The organism is Profundibacter sp. (assembly GCF_965277155.1).
In the GTDB taxonomy this organism is placed as follows: Bacteria; Pseudomonadota; Alphaproteobacteria; order Rhodobacterales; family Rhodobacteraceae; genus Profundibacter.
Genome location: NZ_CBDIBV010000013.1, coordinates 605,955 through 618,339 on the forward strand (window position 1 = coordinate 605,955; position 12,385 = coordinate 618,339).

The 12,385-nt window shown below is 56.5% G+C and carries 11 protein-coding genes; 3 read left to right on the forward strand and 8 right to left on the reverse strand.

Annotation, left to right across the window (positions count from 1 at the left end; translation table 11 throughout):
* Positions 1-60: 60 nt before the first annotated feature.
* From ACQY4M_RS18230 to ACQY4M_RS18260, 7 genes are all read right to left on the reverse strand, one after another.
* Complete coding sequence (locus ACQY4M_RS18230) at positions 61-471, reverse strand: thioredoxin family protein (protein WP_428547124.1); 411 nt, start codon at positions 469-471, stop codon at positions 61-63.
* A 12-nt stretch (positions 472-483) separates the two neighbouring features.
* Positions 484-1,197, reverse strand: coding sequence for a cytochrome c biogenesis CcdA family protein (locus tag ACQY4M_RS18235; RefSeq protein WP_428547127.1), 714 nt, complete (start codon positions 1,195-1,197; stop codon positions 484-486).
* Between the two features lie 75 nt (positions 1,198-1,272).
* Positions 1,273-2,142 carry a DMT family transporter gene (locus ACQY4M_RS18240; RefSeq protein ID WP_428547130.1) on the reverse strand — a complete coding sequence of 290 codons (870 nt, stop codon included), beginning with the start codon at positions 2,140-2,142 and terminating at the stop codon, positions 1,273-1,275.
* 78 nt (positions 2,143-2,220) lie between these two features.
* Positions 2,221-2,511 (reverse strand): HU family DNA-binding protein, encoded by a 291-nt coding sequence (locus ACQY4M_RS18245; RefSeq protein ID WP_428547133.1) that lies wholly within the window; start codon positions 2,509-2,511, stop codon positions 2,221-2,223.
* Between the two features lie 135 nt (positions 2,512-2,646).
* Positions 2,647-4,125 (reverse strand): AMP nucleosidase, encoded by a 1,479-nt coding sequence (locus tag ACQY4M_RS18250; protein ID WP_428548267.1) that lies wholly within the window; start codon positions 4,123-4,125, stop codon positions 2,647-2,649.
* Positions 4,126-4,130: 5 nt separating this feature from the next.
* Complete coding sequence (ade, locus tag ACQY4M_RS18255) at positions 4,131-5,939, reverse strand: adenine deaminase (protein WP_428547136.1); 1,809 nt, start codon at positions 5,937-5,939, stop codon at positions 4,131-4,133.
* Positions 5,940-6,084: 145 nt separating this feature from the next.
* On the reverse strand, positions 6,085-8,301 hold the full coding sequence (locus tag ACQY4M_RS18260; protein ID WP_428547139.1) for a transglycosylase domain-containing protein: 2,217 nt from the start codon (positions 8,299-8,301) through the stop codon (positions 6,085-6,087).
* Between the two features lie 258 nt (positions 8,302-8,559).
* Here ACQY4M_RS18260 and ACQY4M_RS18265 point away from each other — a divergent pair, with 258 nt between their 5' ends.
* Positions 8,560-8,898 carry a P-II family nitrogen regulator gene (locus ACQY4M_RS18265; RefSeq protein ID WP_428547142.1) on the forward strand — a complete coding sequence of 113 codons (339 nt, stop codon included), beginning with the start codon at positions 8,560-8,562 and terminating at the stop codon, positions 8,896-8,898.
* A gap of 36 nt (positions 8,899-8,934) precedes the next feature.
* Positions 8,935-10,236, forward strand: coding sequence for an ammonium transporter (locus ACQY4M_RS18270; protein ID WP_428547145.1), 1,302 nt, complete (start codon positions 8,935-8,937; stop codon positions 10,234-10,236).
* 70 nt (positions 10,237-10,306) lie between these two features.
* On the opposite strand, the gene ACQY4M_RS18275 is transcribed toward ACQY4M_RS18270, so the two are convergent.
* Positions 10,307-11,439 (reverse strand): IS3 family transposase gene (locus ACQY4M_RS18275; RefSeq protein WP_428539245.1). Its coding sequence is split into 2 segments (ribosomal slippage): positions 10,307-11,187 and positions 11,187-11,439, totalling 1,134 coding nucleotides; the frame shifts between segments, so codons are not numbered across the junction.
* Positions 11,440-11,568: 129 nt separating this feature from the next.
* Between ACQY4M_RS18275 and ACQY4M_RS18280 the strand changes: the two genes are divergently transcribed.
* Positions 11,569-12,366, forward strand: a complete 798-nt coding sequence (locus ACQY4M_RS18280) for a hypothetical protein (protein ID WP_428547148.1) — start codon at positions 11,569-11,571, stop codon at positions 12,364-12,366.
* Positions 12,367-12,385 lie beyond the last annotated feature (19 nt).

A 12,385-nucleotide genomic window follows, 5' to 3' on the forward strand; every position in this document is an offset into this window, starting at 1 on the left:
AACCCCGCCGCGGAAAAACTTAATGCCTCCGGCGGGGATTTTTATGCGAAAAAGAAACCCTTACGAAGTGGCTGCTACTAGGGCTTTGTCCATCAATGCCTTGATCTGTTTTTTGGCGGTTCCCGCAACGATGCGACCCAATTCCTTGTTCCCTTTCAATACAACCAGAGTCGAGCGGCGCGGGATTTTCAATTCGTTGGATAATTTGCCGTCACCGTAATCATCCCAGTCCACTTTGATGAAGGTGATGTTTTTGTTATAGGCGGGGTTTTCTTCGCGTAGTGCGGTGATTACCCGATCTTGCGCGGCGCAGGTGCTGCACCAAGTGGCCGAGAAATCAAGGAATATAGTCTTGCCTTCGGCCAGTGCTTTTCTGGCCATGCCGGGGGTGTAGTTGGCCGGTTCGGCGGCCACAGCCAGCGGGCTTAGGGTGGCAGCCGCGGCCAAGGCGATAAATTCGCGACGTTTCATATCAAGGCTCCTTTAGATTGTTACGGAAAAGTCGATCAGCCAGACGGGCAGGTTTTGCACTATCCAGCCTTCGATGATTTGTTGAAAGTTGGTCAGGATCGCAACCCCGACCAGAATGAACACAACACCCATCACCGGGCGGGATTTGTCGGCAATTTTGCGCATCACGGCCTGACGTTTCATAATCACCGACCGCGCGCCATAACCCAGCGCCAGAATGATCGTGGAAATGCCCATGGCAAAGGCAAACATGATACCGCCTGCCAGCCACAGGCTTTGACCTTGCGATGCCAGCCCGATTGCACCGCCCAAGGTCGGGCCGACACAAGGGGACCAGACCGCGCCCAGCAGCATACCCCCCAAAAACTGCCCCTTTAGGCCGGACCGGTCCATGGTATCCATCTGGCTGTCGGCGCGGGTAGAGACCCCAGCCGTGGCGGTGGCAAATCCGGCGCTGAAACGTGGCACCAGCAGGATCAGGCCAAAGCCGATCATCATCACCGCTGCGGCACGCGCGACGGTTTCCTCGCGGATGCCCAGCGCATAGCCAAGGGTGGCAACGCCAATACCAAGGGTGACAAAAGCAAGGCTCATCCCTGCAGCCAGCGCCAGCGGGCCGCGTTTGTCGGCCTGAATGGCGGTGGCCAGTACAATCGGCAGCACCGGCAAAACGCAGGGGTTGATCAGGGTCAGCAGACCGGCAGCATATCCAAGCAATAGATCCATAGCCGTTACATGCCGCGAAAAGGGGCGGTCTGTCACCCGTTCGGGCGATGCCGGATGTTCACATCCTTGTTAGATTTATGCGGTGGTTTGTTTGGAAAGCTGCACTGCCAATATGCCGCCCGCGATAATTGCTACGCCCAGCACATCCGCAAGACCTATCTTTTCGCCCAGCAGGGCGGCTGCAATCGCCACACCGAAAAACGGGTTCAGGAAATGGAAGGTGGCGGCCCGCACCGCCCCGATCCGCGCCACCAGCGCGAACCAGATCCATGTGGCCAACAGGCCCGGTGCAAGGGTGGTGTAGATAAACGCCAGCACCAGCGGCCATGTGAAATTTACCTGAATGGTTTCCAGAAACAGCGACGCCACGGCCAAGAACGCAGCCCCGACGAACATCTGTAACCCGACGATCATCATCAGGTTGCCGCCACTGGACGCCCCGCGCATGGATAGTGTTGCGACGGTTAGTGCAACAGTTCCGATCACGCACAATCCGATGCCAAACATATCTACCCCGCCGTTGATGCGTGATCCCATAATGATCACCACGCCGATCACTCCGGCAACCAGACCGGCCACAGCCAACGGGCGTAACCGGTCGCGGTAAAACACCCAACCGGCAAAGGCCACCATCAGCGGCATAACGGAGGCGATGATTGACGCCAGCGAGGCTTCGATCGTTTGCATCGCGTAAAAGAACAGCCCCAGATAAAGTGCGTTCTGACACAGGCCGAAAATGAAGGTCGCGCGCCATTGGTCGCGGGTCAGTTGCCATGTCTGGCCCATCAGGCGGGCCAGCATGACGCCCAGAATGCCCGAGATGAAGAACCGCAGTGAAAGCGAGGCCAGCGGCGGGGCATTGGCCACGATGATCCGCGCCGAAGAAAAGGCCGACGACCAGATAAAGGCAAAGCTAAGCCCCATAAAGATTGCGCGAATGTCCATTCCTGTATCCCACGAAAAAGGGCCGCCCCGTCGGGCGACCCTAACTGTTTTCCGTCAGGGCACAAGGCCCGCAGGAAATTAGCCGTTTACGCTGTCTTTCAGCGCTTTGGCGATTGTCATTTTGACAACTTTGTCAGCAGCTTTTTTCAGTTGCTCGCCAGTGGCGGGGTTGCGCACCATGCGTTCGGGGCGTTCGCGGCAATAGATTTTGCCAACGCCGGGCAGGGTTACTGCACCACCGCCGGAAACTTCACGGGTGATGATCGCAATGATCGCATCCAGCGCACCGGATGCCGATTTCTTGTCTGTGCCCATTTCTTCGGCCAGAGCGGCTACAAGTTGGGTCTTGGTCATTGGTTTCGTCGCCATTTTACAGGTCTCCTTGTTCTGCCCGCGTTATCTTGGGCCTCATTGGGCGTATTTAACTGAATGTTGGGGGCAGGCACAACGATTAGCTGTGCCTTTTCCCCTTTTTTTGCCGATTTTATCTGGTTTTAGGCGAAATTACAGGAATGCAGTCTCTTCGAAGCTGCGTAATTTGCGTGAATGGATGCGTTCCAGCGGCATTTCGCGCAAGGATTCCATGGCGGAAATGCCGATTTGCAGGTGTCGGGCAACCTGTGTGGTGTAAAAATCGGACGCCATACCGGGTAATTTCAGCTCGCCATGCAGGGGTTTGTCGCTGACACATAACAGCGTGCCATAGGGCACCCTGAAGCGAAATCCGTTGGCCGCAATTGTTGCGCTTTCCATATCCAGCGCGATGGCGCGTGATTGGGACAGGCGTTGCACGGGGCCGGAATCGTCGCGCAGTTCCCAGTTGCGGTTATCCAGTGACGCCACAGTGCCGGTGCGCATGACCCGCTTTAATTCGAACCCTTCCAGCCTGGTGACTTTGGCCACGGCCTGTTCCAGTGCAATCTGGATTTCGGCCAGCGCGGGGATGGGCACCCAGACGGGCAGATCATCGTCAAGAACGTGATCCTCGCGCAAATAGGCGTGGGCCAGAACAAAATCGCCAAGGCTTTGGGAATTACGCAGACCTGCACAATGGCCAACCATCAACCACGCATGAGGGCGCAGCACCGCGATATGGTCGGTGGCGGTTTTGGCGTTTGACGGGCCAACCCCGATGTTAACCAAGGTAATCCCGCCACCACCTTTGCGTTTCAGATGGAAGGTCGGCATTTGCGGCTGTTTCGCGGGCAGTGGCATCGGCGCGTCTGCATCGGTGATCTCGATATTGCCAGTGCCGACAAAGCTGGTGTAGCCGCTATCAGGGTCGGCCAGCTGGGCACGGGCATAGGCCTCGAATTCCTCGAAATAAAACTGGTAGTTGGTGAACAGGACATGGTTCTGGAAATGCTCGGGCTTGGTGGCGGTGTAATGGGCCAGACGGGCCAGTGAATAATCGATCCGTTGCGCGGTAAACGGCGCCAGCGGGCCGGAGCCATCGGGGTTTTCAAAGCCAAAGCCGTTGACGATATCGTCATTGGTGGTGGACAGGTCTGGCACATCAAACACATCACGCAGCGGGAAATCCATTGCGCCCTCTTGCGGCACGGTTACGTTGGCTTCGCTCGCCACCGCGAAATGCACCGGCATCGGGGTTTGCGACAGGCCGATTGAAACCGGCACGCAGTGGTTTTCCAGCAGCAGGCCGATTTGTTGTTCCAGATAGTAACGAAACAGATCGGGGCGGGTGACCGTGGTGGCATATGTACCCGGTTCGGAAACATGGCCAAAGCTAAGGCGGGTATCGGTTTGCGCATAGCTGGTCGTGGTGATGCGGATTTCAGGATAGAATGCCCGCACCCGTGCCTTTGGCCGTTTCCCGCTAATGGTGTCTGCAAAATGTTTGCACAGGAATTCTGTCGAGGCGTTGTATAGCGCGCATAACCGGTCAACGGCGGCGCGGGCATCGGTGAATTCTTCGGCTGTAATAGAGGGAGGGGTCAGAGTGTCGGTCTCTGTTATTATCATTTTCGTCATTTATTTTCCTCAAATAACTCGGTCAGTTCGAATTTGGTGACATCCACCAGCCCAAGGTCGGAAATCCGCAATTCGGGGATCACCACAAGGGCCAGCAGGGAATGTTGCATATAGGCGTTGTTCAGGGTGCAGCCGCAGGCGGCCATGGCCTCGACCATCTTTTGCGCGGCGGCGGCAACTTCAACGGCGGGAGCATCGGACATCAGGCCGGCGATGGGCAGTTGCACCAGCGCCAGTTCACGCCCGTCCTGCCAGACGGTCACCCCGCCGCCGACTTCGCCCAGACGGTTGGCGGCCAGCGCCATATCCTCGCGGGATGTGCCGACAACGATCATGTGGTGGCTGTCATGGGCAACCGAGCTGGCCATCGCCATCCGGCCCTTATAGCCAAAGCCCGAGACAAAGCCGTTCACCACCTCGCCCGTGGCGCGGTGACGTTCGACCAGCGCGATCTGGCAGACATCGTTTGCCTCGTCACTTAGAACCAGCCCGTCTTTCACATCCAGTTCAGCGGTCAGCGCCTTGGTCGGGGCCTGATTTTCGACCACGCCGATCACCTTGGCCTTGACCGCGTTCGCCCCTTCGGGCGCCTTGATTTCAAAATCCGCAGCTTGCAGATGTTTGCCCAGATGCACGGTACCGCGGGCATCCTCGGGCCAGTCCAGATGCGGGCAATCGACCCTGATTTCCCCCGCCTCGGCCACGATCACCCCGCGGGCGATCACGGTTTCGATCGGCAGGGTTTTCAGATCGGAGGTCAGGATCAGATCGGCACGGCGGCCCGGTGCGATTGAGCCAAGTTCACGTTCCAGCCCGAAATGGGTGGCGGTGTTGATGGTGGCCATTTGCAGCGCGATCAACGGATCACAGCCACAATCAATCGCATGACGCACCACGCGGTTCATATGACCATCATTGACCAGCGTGCCGGAATGGCTGTCATCGGTGCACAGGATAAAGTTGCGCGGGTCCAGACCTTTTTCCGTCACCGCCGTGATCTGGGTTTCCACGTCATACCACGCCGACCCCAGCCGCATCATCGAGCGCATCCCTTGGCGCACACGCGCGATTGCATCGGTTTCGCAGGTGCCTTCATGATCATCGGCAGGACCACCGGCAGCATAGGCGTGAAAGGCGGGGCCAAGATCGGGGCTGGCGTAATGCCCGCCCACGGTTTTGCCTGCGTTCTGGGTGGCGGCGATTTCGGCCAGCATTTTCGGATCGGCATTGATCACACCGGGGAAGTTCATCATTTCGCCAAGGCCGATGATGCCGGGCCATGTCATTGCCTCGGCCACGTCTTCGGGGGTGATTTCATAGCCGGTGGTTTCCAGACCGGGTGCGGATGGGGCGCAACTGGGCATCTGGGTGAAGATGTTGATCGGTTGCAACATCGCCTCGTCATGCATCAGGCGCACGCCGCGCAGTCCCAGAACATTGGCGATTTCATGCGGATCAGTGAACATCGACGTGGTGCCGTGCGGGATGACCGCGCGGGCAAATTCGGCAGGCGTTAACATACCGGATTCGATGTGCATATGCGCATCACACAGACCGGGGATGATGTAACGCCCCTCGGCCTCGATCACTTTGGTGCCCTCGCCAATGCAATGCGACGCATCCGGCCCGCAATAGGCGAACCGCCCGTCGGCAATGGCGATGTCGTGGTTTTCAAGGATTTCGCGGGACTGGACGTTCACCCATTTCCCGCCGCGAATAACGGTATCGGCCGGTGCGCGCCCTGCCGCAACAGCGATCAGGGTGGTAGCGGATTCTGGCCATGTTTTGAGAGTTGTATTTTCCATTTACCTATTGTCGTCAGATTTGCGCTTGATGCAAGCCCTGAAAACGCATGGCTGGTATGAATTAGATAACTGCATGATAATTATGCGGAAATCTTTTTACTAAACCGGTTTAATGGATGTGTTCCTGCTATCCTTGCAGGGCCATTTAGCGCCCGCCATCAATAATATTCTCCAGCACATCCCTAAGCAGCCTTTCGGCCACATCATCACGGGTTGATAGCGGTTGTGGGGCCGGTTGTACCGGGGCCTGCGGTGGGGCCGGTTTGATCATCGGCAGTGGTTTTGGCTCGATCCCGTCCAGAACCCGCACCATTGTTTCATTCCAGATACTCGCGGGCAAACCACCACCGGTTACACCCTTTAGCGGGGTATTGTCGTCATAGCCCATCCAAACGCCGGTGACGTAATCTGCCGAAAAGCCGATGAACCACGCATCGCGCGCCCTTTGCGTGGTACCGGTTTTCCCGGCCAGTTGCCAGCCGTCAATCCGTGCACGCCGTCCGGTTCCGCGTTCGACCACCTGACTCATCATATAGATCAGTTTTCCTGCGGCCTCTTTGCTAATCACCCGTTCGCCATAACCGCCTTCCTGTTTCATCACAGGTTCGGAATCGCCCTGAAGACGCAATTCGACCAGACCATAAGGGGTAACGCTGCGCCCGCCGTTCAGGATACCGGCATAGGCGCCTGTCATTTCGATCAGGGTGGATTCGGACGCACCCAGTGCCAGTGCGGGACCTGCGGCCAGATCTTCGCGGATGCCAAACCCGGTTGCAACGGCCCGCACCGCATCACGCCCCACGCTTTCGGAAATCCGCACGGTGGCGGTGTTCAGCGAGCGCATCAGGGCTTCGGTCAGGGTGACGCGGCCATAGTATTTGCCACCATAATTCTTCGGCGTCCACGGGCCGGAACCAGGGATGTTGATGGTCAGCGGGCCATCCATCACATAGTCATTCGGGCTGTATCCCAGATCAAGCGCTGCGGCATAAACGAAGGGCTTGAAGGTGGACCCGGTTTGGCGCAACGCCTGTGTGGCGCGATTGAAGGCGCCGGACACTTTGGTCTGGCGTCCGCCAACCATTGCCCGCACTGCGCCATCTGCCGACATCACGATTATTGCGGCCTGCGCCTTGGATCCGGGGCTGACTTTGTTTTCAAAGATGTAGGACAGCGCATCCTCGGCCGCCCGCTGGATGCGTGGATCCAACGTGGTGCGGATGATCACATCCTCGGTGGTGTCTTTGGTGAAAAACGAAGGCCCGCTGCTCATCACCCAATCGGCGAAATAGCCACCGGCGCGGGCTTGGGCAGCTTTGGACAATACCGCAGGGTTTTCCCGTGCCTGGGCGGCCTGGGCGCTTGTCAGATATCCCTGTTCTTCCATCAGCTTCAAAACCGTCAACGCCCGATCCTGCGAGCGTTGCAGATTGTTCGTCGGTGCATAGCGCGTCGGCGCTTTCAGCAAACCGGCCAGCATTGCGGCCTCGGCTGGATTTACATCGCTGGCGGATTTCCCGAAGTAACGCTGTGCGGCGGCTTCGAACCCGCGGGCACCGGCGCCCAGAAAGGCACGGTTCAGATAAATCGTCAGGATGTCGTCTTTGGAATATTTGGTTTCAAGCGCCAGCGCATAAACCGCTTCCTTGATCTTGCGCCAAAGCGATCCTTGACGGCAGTCATCCTCGTATGCTTTTTCCGAATCCCATGCTTTTGGATCATAGGGTTTGCCAAGACACAGCAATTTCGCGGTTTGCTGGGTCAGGGTTGAACCACCATTGCCCGACAGCGGTCCGCGACCAGCGGCCAGATTGATCTTGATCGCACTGGCCACGCCGCGCGGGCTAAGGCCGAAGTGGCCGTAGAAACGTTTATCCTCGGTTGCGACGACTGCGTTTTTCAGATGCGGCGAAACCGTGTTTGCGGTGACAATCCCGCCAAACAGATCCCCGCGCGAGGCAAAGCGGCGGTTGTCACGATCCAGCAAAATGACCGAACCGCGCACGCGACCGTCGACCAGTTGTTCAACAGGGGGCAGGCTGGAGTAATAATACATCACCCCCGCGCCGACCATCACACCGACCACAGCCGCAACACGCCAGCCGATCCGCCACATCATCCTTAGGATCCAGCCGAAAATGCCCAGAAAGAAGCCAACGACGGGGTTGAATTTGCGCTTGGTCCGGCGGGTTCTGCGCCGCGTTGTCTTGCGAGCGGCGGGTTTGCGGGTTGCCGGTTTGCGCGCTGGTGCCTTTTTCTTGGCTGCCGGCTTGGATGTCTTGCGTTTGCCCGCAGCCGGTTTGGCCGCCGGATAGCGCTTGTCGGCCACCAAACGGCCGCGTTTTTTACCTGTACCACTCATTCGTCACCCTATCTGGTGCTTGCCTGTTTTTTGCCAACCTACACCGGCAATACAGGATTGTAGAGGGGGTAGTTCGCATTGCGTGGCGTTAAGTTAGTGCCTAAATTTTAGGCGACAACCCGTAATTGCGCATAAATTGTGCGTTATACTCCAATTCCCCAATAAAAGAACGCTCTGGTTGCTTGAGAATCGGGTCCACACGCCACTTTACCTGAACGCATAATTCGCAGGATGTCTGCCAAACACAGGGAAAACGTCGTGAAACTGATCAAAGCAATTCTGAAACCCTTCAAACTGGAGGAAGTCCGCGAGGCGCTGACCTCTATTGGCGTGCGCGGCATGACCGTGAGCGAAGTCAAAGGCTTTGGCGCGCAATCGGGCCACACCGAAATCTATCGCGGAGCCGAATACACCGTGAATTTCGTGCCCAAGGTGATGATCGAAATCGTGGTCGCCGCCGATGTGGTCGATCAGGTGGTTGAAACCATCCAGAACACCGCCCGCACCGACAAAATCGGGGACGGCAAGATTTTCGTGCTGGATGTTGAACAAATCGTCCGCGTGCGGACAGGTGAAACCAACGAGGACGCGATCTAGGCCCCTGCGCCGGATCGAAAAAGGGGAATTCGAACAATGAACTTTCGCAAACTTACACTGGCAGCAACCGGCGCGGCCCTGACCGCCACCGCCGCGTCTGCCGAAACCATGGACAAGGGCGACGTGTCCTTCATGATCTTTTCCACCGTGATGGTGCTGTTCATGATCCTGCCGGGTCTGGCACTGTTTTACGGCGGCCTGGTGCGCACCAAGAACATGCTGTCGGTGCTGACGCAAACCACAATGATCACCGCACTGGTGATGGTGGTCTGGGTGATCTACGGCTATTCGTTCGCCTTTGGCGGCGGCACCAGCCCCTGGTGGGGCGGCACGGGCAAGCTGTTTCTGGCCGGCGTGACAATGGATTCAAAGGCGCCGACGTTTACCGACGGCGTGGTCATTCCCGAATATGTATTCATCGCCTTCCAGATGACATTTGCGGCCATCACCCCCGCCCTGATCATCGGTGCCTTTGCCGAGCGGGTGAAATTTTCAGCGGTGATGGTATTCACCCTGCTGTGGGTCACTTTTGCCTATTTCCCGATTGCCCATATGGTTTGGGACAGGGCCGGTTATATCATTAACCTTGGCGCGCTTGATTTCGCGGGCGGCACTGTTGTGCACATCAACGCCGGTATCGCCGCGCTGATCGGCGCGATCTTGATTGGCCCGCGCAAGGGCTATGGCAAAGACATGATGGCCCCGCATTCGATGACGCTGACACTGGTTGGCGCGGGTATCCTGTGGGTTGGCTGGTTCGGTTTCAACGCCGGTTCCAATCTGGAAGCCAACGGCGGCGCCGGTCTGGCGATGATCAACACCTTTACCGCCACCGCCGGTGCGATCCTTGGCTGGACCATTGTCGAAGGTTCGATCCGCGGCAAGGTATCCCTGCTGGGTGCCGCTTCGGGTATGATTGCCGGTCTGGTTGCTGTCACCCCTGCGGCCGGTTCTGTCGGCCCTGTGGGCGCGATTGTTCTGGGCGCCGGTGCCTCGATCGTTTGTTTCTTCTTTGTCACCACGGTGAAAAACAAGCTGGGCTATGACGACAGTCTGGACGTGTTCGGCATCCACGGCGTTGGCGGCATCATCGGTGCGGTTGGCACGGGTATCTTCACGGCCCCCTCATTGGGCGGCATTGGGGACGCGGAATACGACATGATGGGCCAGACCCTGATACAGGCACAGGCCGTCGGCATCACCATCGTCTGGACCGCGGTTGTATCATTCGTTCTGTTCAAAGCCATCGACATGACCATCGGCCTGCGCGTCTCGGAAGAAGACGAAGCCCGCGGTCTGGACCTCGCTACTCACGGAGAGGCCGCTTACCACAGCTGATTTATCGGTTAGAGGTGGTCCCACTTTTTTGACCAGTCAGCAGCCAGTTTAAGATGGATCAGGGTTTCATTTAGGCTGCCAAACTCATTGGTTTTGTTTTTCTGTCATAGGCTTCATCCGGGGTCAATATTCCGTGGGTGGAATGCGGGCGCTCGGTGTTGTAGTAAGCCAACCATTTCCCGATCCCGGCGCGGGTCTGCGAACCCGTTTCAAATGCGTTGAGGTAAATGCATTCGTATTTCAAGGATCGCCAAAGCCGCTCGATCATCCGGTTATCGACCCAGCGACCTTTGCCATCCATCGAGATTTTCACGTCGGCTTCTTTCAGCGCCTGCGTCCATTCAAACCCGGTGAACTGGCTGCCCTGGTCGCTGTTCATGATATCGGGCTTGCCGTATTTGGCCATAGCCTCTTTCAGGGCTTCAACGCAAAAATCTGCCTCCATGCTGTTTGACAATCTCCAGCTCAAAACCTTGCGGCTGTGCCAGTCCATGATCGCGACCAAATAGAGGAACCCGCGCTGCATCGGAATGTAGGTGATATCTACGCACCACACATGGTTTGGACGATCAATCGTCAGGTCTCGCAGCAGATACGGGTAGATCTTATGCTGCGGATGTTTCTTGCTCGTGTTGGGCGTCTGGTAGATCGGAACCAACCGCATCAGCCGCATCAAACGGCGGACCCTGTGGCGACCACACTTGTAACCTTGGCGCTGCATGTGCCGGGCCATTTGCCGTGATCCATACCACGGCGTCTGCAAGAATTGCTTGTCGATTATTGTCATGAACCGCAAATTTTCAGCACTTTCGCCTTTTGGCTGGTAATACAGGTTCGAGCGCGCCAGAGAAAGTAGCCCGCATTGTCGTCGCACACTCAGATCATGCTCACGGCTCACCATTTTTTGCCTCGCTTCCCGAGCAACTGTTGCGAGGCGTTGGCTAAAAAATCCCGTTCCACGACCAGCTGACCAATCTTGGAGTGCAGCTTCTCAATCTGGGCTTCATCAACCCGATCAGGATCACGGCCCCGTCTGGAAAATGCCGTGGCCATGTTTTCAATCGCTGCTCGTTTCCATGTGCCAATCTGGGTTGGATGCACACCATACTTCTTCGACAGCTCCGCCATCGTCATTTCCTCGCGGATTGCTTCAAGCGCAACGCGGGCTTTGAATTCGGGAGAATGGTTCTTTCGTTTCGTCATTTTGAATCGTCTTTCTCATAAGTCGATCCACCTTAACAACTGGTCCGAATTTCCGCGACCACCTCTGGATCAAGCAACATCAAAACGCCGCTTAATCAAGCCGTCACCAACTTTTGGGCATAACTCATTATGAAATGCGAATGGGCGGAACTATCAGACATTCTGGATATTCCCAAAGAACAAATAGAAGCCTTTTCTACCACCCTAAGAACACTTACCCCCGAACCCGTTGCACACCACCATAATGAATCCCTGCCGCTGGTTGCCGATATTATTGTCGAAATTGATGAGAACCGCAGGATTTCGGTTTCTCTATCTGAAAACTACTTGCCGGATTTAACGATTGATGCCGACCTATACTTACAGGCCAAATCGGATGCCAAAGCAAAGGAATATATCGAGGCTCAGTACAATCACGCACAATGCCTTATCCGCGCTATCCAGTTTCGAGGAGAAACTCTTTTGCGCATTGCAAGAGCCATTGTAACCCGGCAACATCGGTTTTTCAGTGATGGCAGCAATCATATGACCCCTTTGACACGGCGCGCGCTTGGCGAAAAGCTGGCTCTTCATCCATCAACCATCGGCCGGGCAATTGCCGGAAAAAATCTTGAACTGAATGGTGCCATCTACCCGCTGTCATTTTTCCTGGGCACAGGCCTGAAAAAAGGCATCTCTGGCGAAATATCAGCCTATGTCGTACAACAGACCATTCGCCAGATGATTGAGCAAGAAACACCCGATTCCCCCCTGTCCGATGATACGATTGTTAAAAAATTACGTGCGGATGGAGTTGACATTGCCCGTCGAACTGTCGCCAAATACAGGGGATGTATGAATATACCATCATCGTATGTGCGCCGCAAAATCGCGGCTGCACAGCAAGCGCCCCACAGATCGCCGGGCCACAGAAATCATTTGAACTGATAACTGGGATGAAATCCTT